We start from the raw sequence: 19,860 nt of genomic DNA, 5'->3' as shown, positions 1-19,860 counted from the left end.
TTGTGTCCATCACAGAGACGTACGCTGTTTTGTGTGGCTAGCAACAAACTCACCGTCGGGGACCTGCTCTCCTTCCCGGCACTCCAGCTCTCCGTGAAGGCCGGCAGCGGCGGTCTGAACCGGTCCGTGTCCTGGGCGCACGCCAGCGAGCTCGCCGATCCGACGCCCTGGCTCCTGGGCGCCGAGGTGATCATGACGGCGGGCCTGGCGGTCCCCCGTACCGCGGCCGGACAGCGCGCCTATCTGGAGCGGCTGGACGACGCCGGGGTGTCCGCTCTCGCGCTCTCCGCGCAGCTGCACATGCCCCCGCTGCACGACGCGTTCTTCCAGGCGGCGGAGGAGCGGGGCTTCCCGGTCCTCGAAGTGCCGCTCGCCGTCCCGTTCATCGCCGTCGCCCAGGAGATCGCGGCGGCGTCCCAGGAGGACGCCCGGCACCGGCTGGGCGCGCAGCTCCAGGTCTTCGGCGCGCTGCGCTGGCTGGTCGCCGAGAACCTCGACACGCCGACACTTCTGCGCCGTCTCGAAGGCCTGTCGGGCTACGACGTCTACCTCTGCACACCGCAGGGCCGCCCCCTCCTGCCCGGCGTTCCCGTACCGGATCCCGCTGTCCTGCCCGCCTCCGTCGACGCTCCACCGACGATCCCCGGCGGATTCGTGCTCCCGGTGCCCGCGCCCGGGGGCCCGGCGGGCTTTCTCGTCGCGTACGAGCGTCAGGGCGCCCAGCCCGCGGGACTCGCCGTCGTCCAGCACATCGCCACCGTGGCGGCACTGCGGCTGGCGATGGTACGCAACGAGCGCGAGACGCTGCGCCGCGAGGGCGCGGAGACGCTGGCCGAACTGCTGCAGGAGGTGCTCGACCCGGAGGCCGCGCGCCGCCGGCTCGCCCGGCACGCGATCGAGGGCGACACCGTGCTCCTCGTTGTGCGCCACACCACCGACGAGGCGCTGCTGCGCTGTCTGGAGGACCGACCCCATCTGCTGCTCACCCGAGGCGAGGACCGCTACGTCCTGGGGGCACCGGAGCTGGCAGCGGCCGTCGGTGAGCTCCCGGCCGTCGCGGCCGGGATCAGTCGCCCCTTCCTGCCGGGCGCCGCACTGAAGGTCGCCCAGCGCGAGGCGCTCTGGGCGGTCTCCAAGGCCGTGGAGTCGGGCCGCCCCGTCGTCCGCTACGGCGACGACTCGACGGGCCGGTGGCTGCCCGACGACCCCGCTGTCCTGACCGCGCTGGTCGAGCACGTGCTCGGCGAGGTCCTGCGCTACGACGAGGCCCATGACTCGCAGCTGCTGGTCTCCGCCCGCACCTGGATGGAGCGCGACCGCCGTACCGAGACGGCCGCGGCGGCGCTCCACATCCACCCCAACACCCTCGCCTACCGGCTGCGCCGCTTCGGCGCCCTCGCCGATCGTGACCTGACGTCGACGGGAGCCCTGGCCGAGGTCTGGCTGGCGATCCAGGCAGCGGGGGCGCTGGGCCTCACCGACTGAGCGGGTCAATGGCGGGCCGGGAGAGAGGCGGTTCCGCTTGGCTCTCCCGGCGAACGAACGAGGGGCACCGTCGGCGGGCGGCACGAGCGGGTCGCTGCCGTCACCGGCCCAGGGACCCGCCGCGCACGGCGGTATCCGCACCCCGCACAGGCCCAGCTGTCCGTCTCCCTGGCCGCACCGTCACTCTCCGGGCGACCTTCAGCCCTCGACGGTGACCACGTTCGCCCGCGCCGTCGCCATGGGCTTCGGCGCGGTCGGTTCGGGCAGGGTGCGGAACAACAGCCAGCTCAGAGCGGGCATCACGATGAGTGGTGTCAGGGCGGTACGCAGGGAGGTCGCGTCCGCGACGCTGCCGATGAGAGGGCTGGCCAGGCCGCCGATGCTGACGGTCAGCCCGAGGGTGATCCCGCCGGCGGTGCCGACGCGCGTGGGCAGGTAGTCCTGGCCGAGGGTGACCTGCAGGGAGAAGGGAACGTACAGGCCGGCGGAGGTCAGCGCCACGAACACGTAGATCGCGGGGCCGGGTATGAACACGATCCCCGCGACGGCGGCGACCGTGACGAGGTACGACCAGCGGGCGACGGCGACCCGGTCCCAGCGGTTGGCCAGGCTGCCGCCCAGCACGGAGCCGACCGCGCCGCCGAGATAGAGCACGAACAGCGCTGTAGTGCCCACTGCCGCACCGCCTCCCAGACGCTGGCGGGCGTAGAGCGAGATGAAGGTGCTCAGGCCGACGAAGACGACGGACCGGCAGACCACGGCGAGCGACAGCTTCATGAATGAGACCGTGTCGTCGGCGCCCGTCGCAACCGCGGTGCTGGAGCCGCCGTGGCCCGTCTTCTCCAGCGTGCGCAGGACGGGCAGGCACAGCACGCTTCCGGCGAGGGCCGGCAGCACGAGCAGGGGCGACAGGTGCAGCCCGCCCGAGGTGACGACGGCGGTGACCATGAGCGGCGCGGCGGCGAAGCCGAGACTGCCACCGAGAGAGAACCAGCCCATCGCGCTGTGGCTGCCCTCGCTGACGAGCCGCGCGACGCGGGCCGACTCGGGGTGGTAGGCGGCCACCCCGACACCGGACACGGCCACGAACACCAGCGTCACGGCGTAGGAACCACTCAGGCCGCTCAGGGCTATCCCCAGGCCGCCGAGGATCGTACTCACCGGCAACAGCCAGGGCATCGCCCACCGGTCGGTGAGCACGCCGAACAGCGGTTGGGCCACCGAGGACAGCAAGGACGCGGCGAGCACGATGCCCGACACCGCGGCGTAGCTGTAGGCGCGCTCGGCGACGAAGAACGGGACCAGCGAGGCGACCGCGCCCTGGTATACGTCCACACAGGCATGGCCGACCGACAGCATGATGATCAATCTATTCCTTGGCACATCGCCATGGTCATCGCCGCACACCTTGGCGCGCTTCCAGTAATCTGCCAGTCAATGACAGAAATCCGCCACGACCCCGTAGCGCCGACCCGCGCCCAGTGGCTGGCGTCCGGAGCCGCCATCGACGCCCACCGCCATGACGACCACCAGATCGTCTATGCGGGCCGCGGAGTGCTGGCCGTGACGACCAGCGCCGGTTCGTGGATCGCGCCGGGCACTCGCGCCATCTGGGTACCGGCCGGCACTGTGCATGCCCACCAGGCCCACGGCGAACTCGAACTGCACCTGGTTGGTCTGCCCGCGAGTGACAACCCGCTCGGCCTGGACGAGCCGACCGTGCTGGCCGTCGGGCCCCTCCTGCGGGAACTGATCGTCGCCTACACGCACATTCCGCACGACGACAGCCCCGAACGGGGGCGGCTACGAGCCGTGTTGCTCGACCAGTTGCGCGCCTCCCCTCAGCAGCCCCTGCACCTGCCCACCCCGACCGCCCCGCTGCTGAGGGCAGTGTGCGAGATCCTGCGCACGAATCCGGCCGACGACCGCACCCTGGCCGCACTGGGCAGGCAGGTCGGCGCGAGCGACCGCACCCTCTCCCGCCACTTCAAAGCCGATCTCGGCATGACCTTCCCGCAGTGGCGCACCCAACTGCGCCTGTACCATGCCTTGGTCCTGCTTGCCGAGAACATCCCGGTGACCACCGTGGCACACATGTGTGGTTGGTCGTCGGCCAGTGCGTTCATCGATGTCTTCCGCCGCACCTTCGGACACACTCCAGGAACACATCAGCCCCGTCGGCAGACCGGTTCCTGTACCACCGACGCCTCGCCCGCGACTGCCGTTCAGGCGCTGACCGGGTCGGACCGGCTCGGGTCGGTACGGCGGCGCCGCTCCTCGAACGAGGCGAAGACCGCCGAGACGCCATAGACGATGCTGAACAGCCCGAAGACGGTGGCGAGTGAGACCGCGCCGATGTCCGGACGGACGAACAGCACGAACGCAAGCGCGATCGACACCAGCCCGGTCAGCAGGAACAAGGCCCGCTCGCCCGCCTTCTCGCCGCGCTGGAATGCCAGGACGAACTCCATGACACCGGTCGTCACTGCCCACTTGGCCTGCTCACGACCGGCGAGGGTGTGTCGGAGGCGAGGACGCCGCCTGTACCCCGGCGAAATGACGGGGGCACTACAGCGTGACGCCGATGCAGTGCATCAGGCCGGGAGTCGTCTCCCAGCCCATGAGGCGGATCACTCTGTGTACGCCGGGCGGCGTGGCGTGCAGCAGCAGACGGCGGCCGTCGCGGCTGAGCCTCTTCGCAACGGTCGTCATCATGCGGATTCCGGCGACGTCGATGAATGTGATGTCCGTCAGGTCGACGTGCAGATCGCCACTGCCGAACTGGACCGCCTCATCCAGAGCTGCGGCCAGCAACTCCCGGGAGCCAAGGTCTATTTCTCCTTCGAACCGCAGTCCTGACGGGCAGATCGTCGAGATGACACGTAGGAGTGGGTCATCCCGTCGCAGGCGTTCGAGGGTCGGAGCAGCCGCAAGGGCGACGGACGACGTACGGGGCGGTCGACGATCGGTCATGGAAAGCCCGTTCATGCTTGTTGGGAGCGCACCACCGTGGTTGCCTCAGGAGAGCCGCCAACGCGGAAGGCGCGGAACGATGAGAGCACCATGTCGAACAGGCAGCCGGCTGGGGCTTTTGAAGAGTGACTGACCGCCGTGCCACGCTCGGGATTGTCGGCGACCTTCGCCGAGTGGACTGAACGGTTTCTGGGAGTACGTGCATTGCCGGCCATGGAACCTGGTCGTGCTGTCGGCCCTTCGGGCCGTCCGGGCGCCGGACAGCGGGTCGGTTCCTCGGTGCGGAGGAACACCACCGTACCCAGCACGGTGTGCCGCGCGGACGGGGACGATCATCAGTGGGCGTATGCCGTGCTCACGGATCGTCCGCGCCCGCGCGGGGTCATCGGCGGGTCAGGTGCCCGGAGTGGTGTCAACCGTCAGGGAGTTGGCGCAGGGAAAGCAGCTCGGTCATCGCAAGCTCACTGCTTTTGTGCGGGCTCGATGGCGAGGGTGGACGGTGCGGATACCGCCTGCAGCACCTTGATCTGAGCCTCGTCGCGTGCGTCCTCCAGTTCGTCGACGCTCGCGCCGAAATCGGCTTGTCCTGAGAGGAGTTGGACCGTTGCCTCGTCGAGTACCGGGGTACCGAGATCCCGCCAGAGGCTCTCGAGGCCGGGGCCGAGGTGCTCGAGGAAGTGGGGCAGGCCGCCGGAGCCGCCACCGAGGTGGAAGCTGCGGAAGGGACCGGCGACAGCCCAGCGTAGGCCGACGGAGGAGGTCACGATGGTGTCGAGTTCCGACTCGGTCACCACGCCCTGTACGACAAGGTTGACGGCCTCACGAAACAGCGCTGCCTGCAGCCGGTTGGCGACGAATCCCGGTACCTCCTTGCGCAGGACTTGCGGCTTCTTGCCGAGCGCCGTGTAGAAGGCGACGGCGCGCTCGACCACTTCCTGGCTGGTCTTCTCGCCAGGGACGACCTCTACCAGCGGGATGAGGTGCGGCGGATTGAAAGGGTGCCCGATGACGAGTCGTTCGGGCTGCCGCAGCGCTTGTGCGATGTCGGTGGCGCGAATGCCCGAGGTGGAGCTGAGCAGCAGGGTGTCGGGACGTGCGGCCTGCTCGATCCGGGCGAAGAGGTCCTGCTTGACGTCCAGGCGTTCGGGGCCGTTCTCCTGCACGACGTCCGCGTCCGCGACCGCCTTGCCGAGGTCGGCTTCGAAGCGCAGGTTGCGGTCGAGGTCGGTGGTGGGAAGTCCGAGTGCGCGCAGGGCAGGGACGGCCCGCTGAAGTTGGTCGTGTACCTGCCGATCCATGTCCGGCACGGGGTCGGTGACGGTGACGGTCAGGCCCTTGGCGAGGAACAAGGCGGTCCATGAGGAACCGATGACCCCGGCACCGACCACGGTGACGCGCCGGTGGGTGTCCAGAGTGCCGAGGGTGGCGACGTGCGTTTCGTTCATGATGGCTCTTCCTGGGTATGCGGGCCGGAAGACTTCAACTGGCCAAGGGGACATGCAGGGTGATGGTGCGTCAGGAGTGACACCGACTCAGGTGTGGGACGGCTGTGTACCGCCGGCGTCCTTGAGGACGCGACGCTCCTGGAAGGATGCGACGGTGCCCGCGGTGCCGTAGAAGATGCTGAACAGCCCGAAGACGCTGGCCAGCGAGACCGCGCCGATGTCCGGCCGGACGAAGAGCACGAAGGCCAGCGCGACCGACACGAGACCGGTCAGCACGAACAGCGCCCGCTCGCCCGGCTTTTCCCCGCGTCGGAATGCCAGGGCGATCTCCATGGCGCCCGTAGTCAGCGCCCACGCGCCGATCCAGATCGTCAGAGCCAGGGCCGTGATGCCAGGCCACGCCAGCGCGACCACACCGGCGACGACCGACAGCAGGGCGAGCAGCAGCCAGCCGAAGACCGGGCCCACCCGATCGCTGCTGAAGGCTCGTGCGCTGTCCGTCGCCGCGCCGATGAACGCGTAGACGGCGAACAGAATGACGAATGCGCCGATGGTGATGCCGGGCCATGCCACGGCGACCACTCCGACGGCGATCGCCAGCAGGCCGCGCCAAAGCAGCGCGTTGGGCGAGTTGAGCATCGTGATCTCCCAGGGTGGGGTGCTGTCTCGTTCCTGACAGGAAGCGAGGGAGAGGCGAGGCCTGCGCGCCGGTGCGTCCGACGTTGCTCGAGGGCGCTTTCTCCCCATCGGACGCTAGGGGCGGCCGGCCCGGATGGGATCCGTCATCCGACTGCGGTCCCTACTTCGGCACTGCGTGCCGGCAGGCGGACCGGTCCGTGAACGCGTGGCGGCGGACCGTCACAGGACGCAGTGCAGTCATGTGACGGATGCGCGAACCACGTTCCGGAGACAGCATCGGTGCCGCCCGAGTGGGGGAGGAGGCTTGGAGGGGGGTGCGGGTGCCGCATCCTCGCTTTCGGCCTGTCGACGAGGAGCCGCGTGATCAAAGTGATCGAAGACCATGGCAGCCAGTCGGCTTCGGAGGCCGCTGGCATGTCGCAAGGCTCCTTGGCGCCGGTGATCGATGTTCCGCCCCGACGGGCCGTCCGCCGGGCGGCCGATCTGTGGCGGCTGCTGGTGTCCCTGGCCGCACTGGTGGTGACGGTGCTGCTGGCGGTCGCGACGCGCGATGTCGCCCGTGCTGTGCAGCAGGGACTGCTCAGCACGGCGACCGCGCTGCCTTCGGCTCTACGGGACGGTCTCGTGGGAACGGTGCAGGTGGTGGCCATGCTCGCGCCGATCGCCGCCCTGGCGGTGTGGTGCGTACGGCGGCGGGTCGAGCCGGTGATGCGGGTCGTGCCCGCGGCGGCGCTGGGCGCACTGGTCGCGTGGTCGCTCACGCACCTGGCGTTGGTGCGCAGCAGGCCGGACGCGTGGCCGGAGGTGCTGGTCGGCCGGGGTGGTCTGGTGCAGGCGGGCTGGCCGTCGGCCGTGTACCTGGCGGCCTGCGCGGCGGCGGCCTGCGCGGCGGGCCCATGGCTCGGGGCGCGTCGGCGGCGGGAGCTGTGGTCACTGACCTTCGCGTGTGCCGTGCTGAGCGTCGCCGCCGCGGGGATCGTGCCGCTGGATGCCGTCGCCGCACTCGCCGTGGGCGGCGCGGCCGGGTCGGCCGTGCTGCTGCTGGCCGGGGCTCCGGCCGACCGCCCGGCGGCGCAGGCGGTCGCCGACGCCCTCGTCGTCTCCGGAATCCCCGTGGCCACCCTGCGTGAGCTGCCCTCGGAGGGGCAGAGTCCTGGTGAGGGGACCCTCTACCGAGCCGAGACCACCGCCGGTTCCCGGGTGGCGGTACGGGTGCTCGCTGCCGAGGACCACAACCGTGATCTGTTCCACCGGCTCGCCCGACGGACGCTCCTGCGCCACCCGGCCGACGCGACCGCCCAGTCACCGCTCGGGGCAGCCGAGCACGAACTCCTCATGCTGGTCTTCGCGGCCCGCACCGGCGCCCGGGTGGACGAACCCGTCATGGCGTATCCGGTGGCCGGCGGCGGCGCGCTCGTGGCGACCGTCGAGAAGGACGCCCGTCCGCTGTCCGCGTTGACGGACGAGGAGACGACCGACCACGTCCTCATCGGGGTGTGGACGTCCGTGGCCCGCCTCCAGGAGCACCGACTGGGACATCGGGCACTGCGCCCGGAGCACGTCCTCGTCGAATCGGACGGTGAGAGCCGGCTCTCCGCGTTCGCGCGCGCCCAGCTCAATGCTCCGCCCGAGGTGCTCGGCAGCGACATCGCCGAGCTGCTGGCCACGACCGCGGTACGGATCGGCCCCCAGCGTGCCACCGCGTGCGCACTGGCCGGCCTGGGACCGGAACTGCTGGCGACCGCGCTGCCGTATCTGCAGCCGCTGGCGCTGATGGGCCCTGCGCGACGTGAGGTCGCCCGGTACGACCAAGCCCGCGCACGGGCGGCCGGACAGAGTGCCCGACGGCGAACGCTGCGTGCCGGAGGTCGCCCCAGTCTGCTGAGTGATCTCGCCGTCGAGGTCCGAACGGCCGGTGGCGCGCCGCAGGTTCCGCTCGCGCATCTGGCTCGCTTCACGTGGAAGAGCGCCCTGGGCCTGGCGGGCGCGTTCCTGGTTCTCCACCTGGTGCTGCCGCAGTTGGCCAACGCTCCCGCGGCTGTCGACGCGCTGCGCGACGCGCACTGGTGGTGGGTACTCGCGGTGTTGCCCGTCACCTTCGTCTCGCAGGCGTTCTCGACCTGCCTGCAATGGGGCACCATCCCGGACAGGCTGCCGTTCGGCCCCACCTACCAAGTGCAGTTCGCCAGTTCGTTCCTGAACCGGATCACCCCGAGCAACGTGGGTGGCATGGCGCTCAATCTGCGCTACCTGCAGAAGACGGGTATCGAGACCGGGGCCGCCACGGCCTCCGTCGGGCTGCAGAGCCTTGCCGGTGCGGTCTCCAACGCCGTCGTCGCCGCGGTCTTCTTCGCCTGGGCGGGACGGCGCCACGGCGGAGTGCATCTGGACCTGCACGCGAGCCGGTATGTTCTGTGGGCCATCGCCCTGGCGCTCGCCGCCGGGGGTCTACTCCTCCTCACCCCGCCCGGCCGTCGCTTCCTGCACGACAAGGTATGGCCGTTCCTGCGCGCGGCAGGGTCGACCGTCACCGGGATCGCGGCCGAACCGGCCAAGGTCGTCGTGGGCGTCACCGGCGCTCTCGGCCTGCCCCTCATCCAGATCGTCGGCCTGGCCATGAGCCTCCACGCGCTGGGCGGCGACCTTCCCTTCATCCAGGTCGGTGCCGCGTACATGGCGGCCCGCCTGATCGCCAACGCGGCTCCCGTGCCGGGCGGTCTCGGCGCGCTGGAGGCCGGACTGGTCGCCGGTCTGACGACGCTCGGCGTGGCGGCCGGGGCGGCCACATCGGCCGTGCTCGTGTACCGGCTGCTCACGTTCTGGCTGAACGTCCCGCTGGGCGCCCTGGCCCTGAGCGTGGTGCGGCGGCGAGGCTACGTCTGACGTGCGAGTTCGGCGATGCGCGGCGACGCGGTGTTCACGGCGCACCCGCGCGTCGTACGCTGCGTGGGCTCGGTATCGACGCTGTGTGGTTCTGGGTCCGGTCACATGACTCAAGCCCTGCCGCCGTCGTTCACCTACGATCTCGCCGAGAAGGCGTGGAGCCTACCGGAAGACTGGGGAGACGCGTGTACGAGGGCGGGCTCCTTGGCCGCGACGAGCAGTTGAGAGTCCTGCAGGAACTGATGGGAAGGCTGCCCGCTGCCGGTGGTGCCATGACACTGCAGGGCGGCCCGGGTGTCGGTAAGTCCGCGTTGTTGCGGGCCGTGGCCGAACGCGCCCGGACGGCGGGATGGCAGATGCTGGAGGTTGCCGGGCGTTCCGGCGGCGCACCCTTCAGCGGTCTACGCGAGTTGCTGGGGCCGGTCCTCGACACGGCGGACGCCCTGCCCGCGGAACAGAGCGCGATCCTGCGTACGGCCCTCCAGATCGGTTCCGGGGCACCGCCGGAGCCCTTGAAGGTGGCCCTGGCCGCATTCAACCTGATCACCACGAGGGCGGCCGAGCAGCCTGTGGTGGTGATCGTCGACGACGTGCAGTGGCTCGACAGGCCAACCCGAGACATATTGGCGTTCATGGCCCGCAGGGCGAGCGACAACCCGGTGGTCATCCTCGTCGCACTCCGCAGAGGACGGAACATGCCGGATGTGCCCGTACTGGACGTGCCGGTGCTGGACGAGCCCTCGGCGCGACGGCTGTTGGCCCGTCATGCGGCCATGCTGCCTCCCGCCGTTCGGGAGCGGATACTCGGGGAGGCGCTCGGCAACCCGCTCGCGCTGGTCGAACTCCCCGCAGCGTGGCGCCCGGCAGGGCCGCCGGGTTTGTGGGCCCACCTGCCGGTGAGCTCCGCCTTGGCGACGGCGTTCGCGGCCGGGCTCGGCGAGCTGCCGGCGCAGGCCAGAGACGTCCTGTTGGCCGCGGCCGTCGACCAGGTCGGAGACCTCTCGGAGATCCTGGCAGCCGCCTCCGTCCTGGCAGGGGGCGCCGTTGCCGTGGACCTGCTCGACCACGCGGTCGAGGCCTCGTTGATACGACTCGACAGGACGACACTGCGCTTCCTCCATCCCGTAGTCCGGTTCGCGGTGCTGGAAGCGGAGACCCCGGCCCGCCGGCAGGCCGCCAACGCCGCCATGGCGCAGGTGCTGGCCGAGCACCCGGACCGGCGCACCTGGCATCGTGCCCAGTCCGTCAACGGCCCCGACGACGAGCTGGCGGACGAGCTGGCGGATGCTCACGCTTCCTTGCTCCGGCGTCACGGCGTCGTCGCGGCCATCTGGGCGCTCGAGCGATCGGCGCAGCTCACCGCGGACTCGGCCACCCGGGGCCATCGGTTCCTGTGGGCGGCCGAGCATGCGTACGGTCTCGGCCGCACACACCTGACCCACTCCCTGATAGACGAGGCAGAACGTCAGGAGCTCAGCGACGCGGACCGGGCGAAGGCATGGTGGTTGCGGGACATCTCGGACGCGGACCCGCGGCCCGGTCCGGCCCGGACGCGCGTGCGGGACATCCCCGAGCTGTCGGCCGGCGATCCCCAGCCGGCTCTCGACCTGTTGTTGAGCGCGGCGCTCCGTGCTCACAGGACCGGTGCCGACCCCGCTCTGCGTGCCGGCATCGTCGCGGCCGCCGAGCGGCTGACCGGCACGAGCGACCCACGGCGCATCGCGGCTCTGGCGCTGACCGAACCTGTGCTCCACGGCCGGGCGGTGGCCGACCGGCTGCCTTCGAACGAGACGGTGTGGTACCTCCCCGACGCCGACGGTCTCCGGCTGTTCGGCATGGCCGCGCACGCGATCGGCGATCCGGTCCGCGCGGTCGACCTGCTCGGCCGGGCAGAACCGATTCTGCGCGAGCAGGGCCGACTCGGTCTGCTGTCGGAGACACTCCTCACCGAAGCCGCCGACCTGCTGCTGCTCGGGGACTGGTCGCGTGCCGCTCATCTCACCGAGGAAGCACGCCGGATTCTCGCCGAGACTCGACAGCCGAACTTGGTCGCCGCTCTCACCGGCACGGACGCGGTCGCCGCCGCACTGCGCGGGCAAGCCGAGCGCGCGGTGGAGCTGGCCGACACCGTGGCGGCATGGCAGCGCACCGATCTCGTCCCGACGCTACGGCTGGCCCGTGGTGTGGCGCGGCTCGCTGAGGGACGGTACACCGAGGCGTTCGAAGAGCTGCGGCCGCTCCTCGACCCGCCGCACGAGGGCCTGCGGTGGCAGGGCTTCGCCGCGGTGATGCCGTTCGTCATGGCGGCGGATCGTGGCAACAGCCGTGATGAAGCCGCGCACATACTCGCGGTCCTGGAGGAAGCGGCACGCATGACGCCCGCCCCGCTGCTGCACGTCCAGTTGCCCTACGCGCGAGCCGTGCTCGCCGCCGACGCGGAGGCCGAGGAACTGTACATGGTCGCGTTGGGTCAAGACCTGGGCCGCTGGCCGCTGGTCAAGGCACATACGGAACACGCGTACGGACACTGGTTGCGGCGCCGTCGGCAGGCCGCTCGGTCGCGCACGATGCTGCTCTCGGCGCGGACCGCCTTCGAGCTCATCGGAGCCTCCGACTGGGCGGGCCGCAACGCTGCTCAGGCAGGTGACAACCCGCTTCCGTCCGTCACGGAACTGATGTCACCCCAGGAGAAACTGATCGCCCGGCTGGCAGCGGAAGGGCTCTCCAACCGGGAGATAGGGGAACGACTGCATCTGTCACACCGTACGGTCGCCGCACATCTGTACAGAGCCTTCCCCAAGCTCGGAATCACCTCTCGCGGTGAGCTGGCGCCGCTGCTGAAGCCGCAGGAACCGGCCGTGAGCGACCACTGAGACCAGCGCGCGCCGCACCGCCGGATGCGTGGGCGGGATCAGTCAAACGACGCAAGCCGCCGATGGTGCGGAGTGATTAGCGTGGAGGCTCCGGGGAGTTGGGAGTGAGCCATGGGCGCGGCGGAGCTGGTGGGAAGAGAGCGGGAGACCGCTGTGCTGGCGAGACTCCTCGAACGTACGCCGCCGAGCGGTGCGGTGCTGCTGATGCTCGGGGACCCGGGTATCGGCAAGTCGTCGCTGCTGCATGAGGCGGAGTCCAGGGGGCGGGCCCGGGGCTTCCGGATACTGCGGCTGGCCGGTGTCGAGTGCGAGGCGACGCTTCCCTTCGCGGGACTGCACCAGATGGTCGGTCCGGTGCTCGATCATGTCTCGCTGCTTCCGCGGCATGAGAGAGAAGCGTTGTCGGCGGCGTTCGGCCTGGTCGAGGGCTCGCCACCGGCGGAGCCGTTCCTGATCAATCTGGCGGTCGTGGACCTGCTGGCGGCCGTGGCGGCCGACCGGCCGGTACTGGTACTGGCCGACGATGTGCAGTGGCTGGATCCGCAGTCGCACGAGGTGCTGACGTTCGTCGGACGACGCGTGGCGGGACCCGTGGTGATCATTGCCGTGATGCGCCGTGGACATACGGGCCCGTTCCTCCACGCCGGCTTTCCGGAGCTGACCGTGAGCGGCGTGGACGACGATGCGGCAGCGCAGATCCTGTCCGCCCATGCTCCTGGCCTGACTCCGGCCGAGCAACGGCGCATCCGGCGAGAGGCGCTGGGCAATCCGCTGGCGCTGCGCGAGTTGCCGATCGCGCTGGCGGCACTGCCCTCCGGTGGACTGCGTCCGCTGACCTTGTCCGACCGGCTGGAACACGCGTTCGCGGGGCGCGGGGCCGAACTGCCCTCGGCGACCCGGGACGCCGTGCTCGTCGCGGCCGTCGACCCGGCGGACGACCTTGCCGAAATCATCGCCGGGACCTCGGCCCTGCGCGGCGAACCGGTCCCTCCTGAGGTGTTCGACCCTGCGCAGGCGGTAGGACTGGTGACCGTGGAAGAGGGCCGGGTCGCCTTCCTGCACCCCCTGATGCGTTCGGGAATCCTGCAGGCCGAAAGCCTGGCCCGGCACCAGTCGGCCCACCGGGCGCTGGCGGACACACTGGACGATGTGTACCGGCGGACCTGGCACAGCGCGCAGTTCATTGTGGGTCCCGACGACCGGATCGCCGACGCTCTCGAGGCCAATGCCGCGCATGCGCTGAGCCGGGGCGCGGTGTTCTCGGCGATCGACGATCTCGAGCGGTCGGCACAGCTGACGAGTTGGTCGGCGTTGCGTGGGCACCGGCTGCTGGTGGCGGCCGGGCACGCCTTCGGCATGGGCCGGGAGGACATCGTCCACGAGTTGCTGCGGTCGGCTGCCAGGACCGACCTGACCGACCTGGACCGGGCGCGTATGGAATGGCTCGGTGAGATGTTCGACCACACGCCCGGGGGCGCCGCGCGCGTGAACGAGTTGTGCGACCTCGCCGTTCGGTCCGCGCCTGCCGATCCCGATCTGTCGCTCGACCTTCTCCTGGCGGCTGCCTTGCGATGCTGGTGGGCCGACACCGGGCCGGCCGCCCGGGCGCGTGTCGTTGCCTGCGTCGAGCGGCTGCCCGAGACAGCGGGTGACCCGCGCTACCTCGCGGCCCTGTCGGCGGTGGAACCGGTGCTGCGCGCCCGGCAGGTCGTCGAGGCACTGACCGGGATGCCTCCTGGTGACGATGGGGACGCACTGCGGGTCATGGGCATGGCCGCGCACGGGGTGGGGCACATGGCCCTGGCTACCGAGCTGCTGGCCCGCTCAGAGGTGATACTGCGCCGGCAGGGCCGACTGGGACTCCTCTCGCAGGTGCTGACCACGCAGTCGGTGACGCACGTGCTCCTCGGGGACCTGGTGCGGGCGGCTGACATGGCCGAGGAGGGGAAGCGGCTGGCAGCGGAGACGGGGCAGCCGGCGTGGGGAGCCGGACAGCTGGTGTGCGACGTCCTGCTGAGAGCGTTCGTCGGTGATGCGCAGGAGGCACAGCGGCTGGCCATCGAGGCCGAACTGCGAGAGGCCCGCGGTCGGAACGTGATGCTGTCAATGCTTCAACTCGCCCGTGGACTGGTGTCACTGGCGGCCGGGCGGAACCGGGACGCCTACCGGACGTTGCGGGCGATATTCGATCCGGCCGAACCCAGCTTCCACCAGCGGAACGGTTTCGCGAGCCTGATGTTCCTTGCGGACGCGGCCGTACGCGCCGGACACCGAGAAGACGCCCGAGAGCTGGTGGCGGAGCTGGAGGTGATCGCACGGGAGACGCCGTCGCCGCTTCTGCATGTCCACCTCTTGTACGCCCGTGCGGTCTTGGCCGCCGACGAGGACGCCGAGGACTTCTACTTGGCGGCGCTGCGGCAGGATCTGTCCCACTGGCCCTATGCGGGCGCGAAAGTCGAACTGGCGTACGGCTCATGGCTGCGCCGCCAGAATCGGGTCCATGAGGCGCGGTCGCTGCTGACCTCGGCGCAGTCCACCTTCGACCGGATCGGCGCGCTCCCGTGTGGTGACGAGGCACGACTCGAACTGCGTGCAACGGGCGCCCCGATCGACTGGCCCGAGTCGTCCGCCGAGCGGCTGAGACAGATCACCGAGCTGTCCGCCCTGCGGCTTGCGGACGACGAGATCGCCGAGCGGCTCAACCTGCGCAGGGCGGTTGTGGCGATGTATCGCGGCAGGGGACGGCCCGACACCCCCGGTGAGGACATCGCGGCAGTCGGATGACGCAAGCCCGGCAGCGGGGCCTCCGGCAGCATGACATGAGTCCGCTTCTCTCGAGTGGCCGGATGGGACTGCATGGAAAAAGCCGAGAACGGATCGATTTCCTCACTCGATTCTGATAATTCGGCACCTCAGGGTGTCGAACTGCGCCATCTGCGCTATTTCGTGGCAGTGGCCGAGGCGGGAACCTTCACACATGCCGCGGAGCGCATGTATGTCGGGCAGCCGACACTGAGTCAGCAGATTCGGCGGCTGGAGGAATTCGTCGGCACGCCGTTGTTGCAGCGTCGGCGTGAAGGAGTTCGGCTGACCGAAGCCGGCACCGTATTGCTGGAGGAGTCCCGGGCCGTTCTCTCCCTCGTCGATCACGGCGTCAGTCGAACCCGACAGGCGGCGGGTCTTGGCCGGTCGCGCCTGCGTTTCGTCGTCCAGCCGCATTTGCCGCCCTCGCTCGCCGCGGAGGTCGTCTCGCGGTTGCGATCCGCGGCCCCCGAGGTCGATGTGACCTGGTTGGAGACGTCGCTGGACGCCGATTTCTCCTCGATCCTCCAGCGGCGGGCCGACGCCGCTCTGGGCTGGATGGGCCTGGAGAACCGTGCGCTGCCGGACCCCCTCGACGTGATGGACATCGGGTCCTTCGAACCCGATGTCTGGATTCCGGCACGGCACCAGGGGGCGGCGAACGGGGCCATCGGCCTCGACGAACTCGCCCGCATGCACATCATCCACGGTCCTCGGCACGCCGACCCCGGAACGTACGACGCATGGCGCTCGGTACTGCGGACCAGGAACCCGTCCTTCGACTTCACCGACCTGCCCTTTTGGCAGTCGCTGCCCATGACGCTGGCCTTCGCCGCGACCGGGAGCAGGCCGAGCGCTGTCCTGACGGGGCCGTGCCGCCTGGTGGGGCTCGCTCCGCAGTCGACGGCGGACGCAGGCCGGCACGAGATGGTGCCCGTGCGCGTCGAGGGGTCCCCGCTGACCGCCACCGCCGGTCTGGTGTGGAGCACGGACCTCCCCCGTGAATTGCAGCAGGTACTTTTCGAAACCGCCGAAAAGATTGCCGCCTGAACCGCTACCCGGTCCCTGCCATGGAATCCATGGCGAAGACCAATACCAGAATCACCCACATCGCTTTTACCGACACCGAGGTTTCACGGTGAACTGATGCCGAAGCGGAAATTCGCCGCTCTCGCTGGAACGGAAGGATTCCCCCGATGAGCAAGACAAAGGACATTCGCCAGTCGGTCGACGCGGAACTCGTCTTCGACCCGCTGGTGGACGCGACGGACATCACCGTTCACAACCTGGCGGGGGAAGTAAGGCTCACCGGCACGGTCCCGAGCTACCTCCAGTACCTGGAAGCCGCCGCCGCTGCGCAGCGTGTGGCCGGCGTCACCAAGGTCCACAACAACCTGGAGGTGGTACTGCCGCCCGTGCACGAGCGGGACGACGCGACGCTGGCCGAGACGGCGAACAGCGTGCTGCTGATGAACATCGCCGTGCCGGTCGGTGTCGAGGCGACCGCAAGCAACGGCAACCTGAAGCTGACCGGCGTTGTCCGGTACGGCTCGGAGCGGCGGGCCGCGGAGGACGCGGTCGCCGGACTCACGGGAGTCCGCGGTATCAAGAACAAGATCGAGATCTCCGACGACGCCGACCCGGTCGACGTCACCCTGCTGGTGTCGGACGCGCTGGACCGCAACGCGCTGATCCTCGACGACAGCGAAGTCGTGGTCACCACCGATGGGAACACGGTGGTCCTCACCGGTCATGTCCGCACATCGGCGGAGCACGACGCCGTGATCGCGGCCGCCTGGATGGCCCCAGGCGTCTACGACGTACGCGACGACCTGTACATCACCGGCTGACACCGAGCCGCGTCAGAAGTTTCACAAGGGCCGGTCCTTCGGGAAACCCCGCGGGACCGGCCCGCTCCTCTTCTCAGGACCACCCGAACCCGACCGAGAGGCACGGCACGCCATGCACGACGCGGCTCGACCCACGAAGCAGGGGCACCGGCCGGTTCCGCGAACCGCTCCGCGCCACCGGCTCGCCCGCTCCGCGGGCCACCTGTTCGGCTACGCACTGCTCGGCTACATCGTCGTCCACCAGTGGCGGAGCCTGAAGAACCCGGCCGCCTGACGAGGGGTCGACTGCCCGGCGCGGCACGAGGGGTACACCCGCAGGCCGCGCCGGGGCGCTGCTCACGCGCCCCGGCACAGCTCACCACAGAAAGGGAAACACATGGCCCGCTCGCACAACGAACCAGACAGGGACGTACGTTCCTCAGAACAGGACTGCGCGGATCTCTCCCTGAGGATGTGGCGGCACGTGTCCCATTACGAGACACTGCCGATCCAGGCCCGCTTCAGCTACGACCACGCCCAGCCCCTCGAAGTGCGCGTCGAATTCTTCAACGACGTCGGGGGCGCCGTCACCTGGGTGCTCTCACGAGACCTGCTCGTGACCGGCCTGCACCGACCGAGCGGTGACGGCGACATACGGATCTGGCCGCCGTGCCGGCACCATGGCGGGGACAGCCTCTGGATGTTTCTCCAGGGACGGACCGACGTGGCACTCCTCGAAGGTCGTGTCGATCCTTTGCGCGCCTGGCTCGATGAGACGCTCAGATCCGTTCCCTTCGGCACGGAAGGCCTCTCGATGGACTGGGACGAGGCCTTCGCGCACGTTCTGGCACAGGGAGACCGCTGACGGCCTACGGTGCCCAGTAGGCTGCCACGCCGTCGATGGCCTGGGCTCGATGACGCAGAGCCAGGCCATCGACAAGGGCGGATTCGGGCAGGCACATCCGCCCCTCGCGGGTACGCAACAGGGCGAGGACGATCTGGTCGAGCCCCGTGCGCCGGGACAGCACGTCGACCAGTCCATGACGCACTGCCCGCACAAGCTGGGCGCGCCCCACGTACTGGGCCACCAGAACGATGCGCGGCTGCCCGTGTTCCCCGCACACACCGCGCATGAGCGCGAGCGCCTCCTCGTCGAGCTCCGTGGCCAGGACGAGCAATGCCTCCGCGCGTGCTTCCTGCCCCGGTCGCGGCAGGCACACGCGGGGCCGGGCACGCAGGGCGGTGGAGATGTCACAAGCAAGCCGGCGGTCGCCGGACTTGACGGCCACGGTCATGGAGAGGTCACTCGTTCCGTTCTTCTCATGATGCCGAAGCCAGGCGGCCGACGACCTGTCGGGCTTCCGTCGGACGACTGTCCGACAGGCCGTACGGCGGTCATCCAGGCCCTTCCCGTCGCGCGGTAGGCGTTTGCGTCACACGACGGAAGCCGTTGTCTCCCCACCCGGATCACGATGGCGGCTCTCGGCCGCCTGGGCCGTTCAGCCGCTCGGAGGAAGTGTCATGACCAGTCCGATCAACCCGGCCCGTCCGCGTGTCCTGATCGTCGGCGGCGGCTTTGCGGGCGTCGCCTGCGCCCGTCGGCTGGAACGGGTACTGAAGGCCGACGAGGCGGACATCGTCCTGGTGACGCCGCTCGACTACGAGTTGTACCTGCCGCTGCTGCCGCAGGTGGCGGCCGGGGTGCTGACACCGCAGTCGGTCGCCGTGTCGCTGCGCAGGGTGCTGCGCCGCACCCGGATCGTCCCCGGCACCGCCCTGGGTGTCGACCTCGACTCCCGGGAGTGCTCGGTGCGGTTGATCAACGATCAGGAGGTCCGGGAGGGATACGACATCGCGGTACTGGCCAGCGGGAGCGTGACGCGCTCGTTCGACATCCCCGGCGTGCCGGAAGTCGCCCACGGCATGAAGAACCTGGCGGAGGCCGTGGCCATGCGCGACCACGTCATCGCCCAACTCGACCTGGCCGACGCCGCCGTGTGCCCGGCGGAGCGGGACGCGCGGCTGCGGTTCGTCGTCGTGGGCGGCGGATACGCGGGCACCGAGACCGCCGCCTACCTCCAGCGGCTCACCGTCGCGGCGACCTACCGCTACCCGGGGCTGAGCCGGGAGTCGATCGAGTGGCTCCTTGTCGATGTCTCACCCCGGCTGATGCCGGAACTGGGCCCGAGACTGGGCGACAAGGCGTTGGCCCGGCTGCGACGGCGCGGCATCGAGGTATCCCTCGGTGTGAGCGTGGCAGCGGCCGGGCCCGGGTGGGTCGAACTCACCGATGGGCGTCGGCTTCCCACCCACACCCTGGTGTGGACCGCGGGGGTCGCGGCAAGCCCGCTGGTTGCGTCGACAGGGGCGAAGACCGTACGCGGGCGGCTCGCGGTCACCGCGGAGCTGACCCTGCCGGGCCACGACGAGGTGTTCGCCCTGGGCGACGCCGCCGCGGTACCGGACCTCGCCGTCGGCGGGGACGCGATCTGCCCGCCCACCGCGCAGCACGCCCTGCGGCAGGGCAGGACGGCCGGAAACAACGTCGCCGCGCGGTTGCGCGGCCGGAGTCCGAGCCAGTACCGACACCGCGATCTCGGCCTGGTCGTCGATCTGGGCGGGCTGGGTTCCGTCGCCCGGCCGCTGGGCATCCCGCTCAGCGGCCTTCCGGCACAGCTGGTGACGCGCGGCTACCACCTGCTGGCCCTTCCCACGCTCGTGGCCAGGATCCGCGTCGCCACGAACTGGATGCTGCACGCGGTGGCGGGGGACGATTTCGTCCGCACCGGATTCCTGGCCGGACAGCCGAGCACGATCCGGGCGATGGAGCACACCGACGCCTGTCCGACCACTGATGAGGCCCACGCCGCCGCCGACCCCGAGAAGCCCGCTAGGACACGACAGGCGTCATGAGCGTCATGAGGAAGGTGG

16 protein-coding genes are annotated in these 19,860 nt (G+C 70.1%); 10 read left to right on the top strand and 6 right to left on the bottom strand.

From position 1 onward, the window contains the following. The first annotated feature begins 33 nt into the window (after positions 1–33). Positions 34–1,485: a PucR family transcriptional regulator gene (locus AQJ27_RS38560; protein ID WP_067379498.1), complete on the top strand. Its 1,452-nt coding sequence runs from the start codon at positions 34–36 to the stop codon at positions 1,483–1,485. Positions 1,486–1,683: 198 nt separating this feature from the next. Here AQJ27_RS38560 and AQJ27_RS38555 read toward each other — a convergent pair whose 3' ends face one another. Next, complete coding sequence (locus tag AQJ27_RS38555) at positions 1,684–2,868, bottom strand: MFS transporter (RefSeq protein WP_067379494.1); 1,185 nt, start codon at positions 2,866–2,868, stop codon at positions 1,684–1,686. A gap of 54 nt (positions 2,869–2,922) precedes the next feature. On the opposite strand from AQJ27_RS38555, the gene AQJ27_RS38550 reads away from it, so the two are divergent. Beyond that, positions 2,923–3,795 (top strand): AraC family transcriptional regulator, encoded by an 873-nt coding sequence (locus tag AQJ27_RS38550; RefSeq protein ID WP_235613745.1) that lies wholly within the window; start codon positions 2,923–2,925, stop codon positions 3,793–3,795. On the opposite strand, the gene AQJ27_RS38545 is transcribed toward AQJ27_RS38550, so the two are convergent. The 4 genes from AQJ27_RS38545 to AQJ27_RS38530 form a co-directional block, all read right to left on the bottom strand. Next, on the bottom strand, positions 3,711–3,971 hold the full coding sequence (locus AQJ27_RS38545; protein WP_268814599.1) for a DUF308 domain-containing protein: 261 nt from the start codon (positions 3,969–3,971) through the stop codon (positions 3,711–3,713). The genes AQJ27_RS38550 and AQJ27_RS38545 overlap by 85 nt on opposite strands. Positions 3,972–4,053: 82 nt before the next feature. Next, positions 4,054–4,458, bottom strand: a complete 405-nt coding sequence (locus AQJ27_RS53065) for an STAS domain-containing protein (RefSeq protein WP_159064502.1) — start codon at positions 4,456–4,458, stop codon at positions 4,054–4,056. A gap of 461 nt (positions 4,459–4,919) precedes the next feature. Then, on the bottom strand, positions 4,920–5,903 hold the full coding sequence (locus AQJ27_RS38535; protein ID WP_067379488.1) for a 3-hydroxyacyl-CoA dehydrogenase NAD-binding domain-containing protein: 984 nt from the start codon (positions 5,901–5,903) through the stop codon (positions 4,920–4,922). A gap of 87 nt (positions 5,904–5,990) precedes the next feature. Continuing rightward, the gene (locus tag AQJ27_RS38530; RefSeq protein ID WP_067379485.1) at positions 5,991–6,542 is read right to left on the bottom strand and encodes an HdeD family acid-resistance protein; all 552 of its coding nucleotides are present in this window, start codon (positions 6,540–6,542) and stop codon (positions 5,991–5,993) included. 414 nt (positions 6,543–6,956) lie between these two features. Here AQJ27_RS38530 and AQJ27_RS38525 point away from each other — a divergent pair, with 414 nt between their 5' ends. From AQJ27_RS38525 to AQJ27_RS38500, 7 genes are all read left to right on the top strand, one after another. Continuing rightward, complete coding sequence (locus tag AQJ27_RS38525) at positions 6,957–9,425, top strand: lysylphosphatidylglycerol synthase transmembrane domain-containing protein (protein ID WP_159064501.1); 2,469 nt, start codon at positions 6,957–6,959, stop codon at positions 9,423–9,425. Between the two features lie 155 nt (positions 9,426–9,580). Further along, positions 9,581–12,298, top strand: a complete 2,718-nt coding sequence (locus AQJ27_RS38520; RefSeq protein WP_341866132.1) for an AAA family ATPase — start codon at positions 9,581–9,583, stop codon at positions 12,296–12,298. A 111-nt stretch (positions 12,299–12,409) separates the two neighbouring features. Beyond that, the gene (locus AQJ27_RS38515; RefSeq protein ID WP_067379475.1) at positions 12,410–15,082 is read left to right on the top strand and encodes an AAA family ATPase; all 2,673 of its coding nucleotides are present in this window, start codon (positions 12,410–12,412) and stop codon (positions 15,080–15,082) included. Positions 15,083–15,136: 54 nt separating this feature from the next. Further along, a complete protein-coding gene (locus AQJ27_RS38510) occupies positions 15,137–16,150 on the top strand; it encodes a LysR family transcriptional regulator (protein WP_159064500.1) in 1,014 nt (337 codons plus the stop codon). A 146-nt stretch (positions 16,151–16,296) separates the two neighbouring features. After that, the gene (locus AQJ27_RS38505) at positions 16,297–16,950 is read left to right on the top strand and encodes a BON domain-containing protein (RefSeq protein ID WP_067379469.1); all 654 of its coding nucleotides are present in this window, start codon (positions 16,297–16,299) and stop codon (positions 16,948–16,950) included. 112 nt (positions 16,951–17,062) lie between these two features. After that, the gene (locus AQJ27_RS56710; protein ID WP_159064499.1) at positions 17,063–17,224 is read left to right on the top strand and encodes a hypothetical protein; all 162 of its coding nucleotides are present in this window, start codon (positions 17,063–17,065) and stop codon (positions 17,222–17,224) included. 102 nt (positions 17,225–17,326) lie between these two features. After that, positions 17,327–17,794 carry an SsgA family sporulation/cell division regulator gene (locus AQJ27_RS38500; RefSeq protein ID WP_079065555.1) on the top strand — a complete coding sequence of 156 codons (468 nt, stop codon included), beginning with the start codon at positions 17,327–17,329 and terminating at the stop codon, positions 17,792–17,794. A 4-nt stretch (positions 17,795–17,798) separates the two neighbouring features. Here the strand turns inward: AQJ27_RS38500 and AQJ27_RS38495 are convergent, their stop codons facing one another. Beyond that, a complete protein-coding gene (locus AQJ27_RS38495; RefSeq protein ID WP_067379463.1) occupies positions 17,799–18,224 on the bottom strand; it encodes a hypothetical protein in 426 nt (141 codons plus the stop codon). Between the two features lie 226 nt (positions 18,225–18,450). Between AQJ27_RS38495 and AQJ27_RS38490 the strand changes: the two genes are divergently transcribed. Further along, the gene (locus AQJ27_RS38490) at positions 18,451–19,842 is read left to right on the top strand and encodes an NAD(P)/FAD-dependent oxidoreductase (protein WP_096240254.1); all 1,392 of its coding nucleotides are present in this window, start codon (positions 18,451–18,453) and stop codon (positions 19,840–19,842) included. The last annotated feature ends 18 nt before the right edge of the window (positions 19,843–19,860 follow it).

It is taken from the genome of Streptomyces olivochromogenes (assembly GCF_001514115.1).
GTDB classification, from domain to species: domain Bacteria; phylum Actinomycetota; class Actinomycetes; order Streptomycetales; family Streptomycetaceae; genus Streptomyces; species Streptomyces olivochromogenes.
Note: the sequence above shows the minus strand (reverse complement) of the source record. Positions and strands in the feature narration are given on the sequence as shown.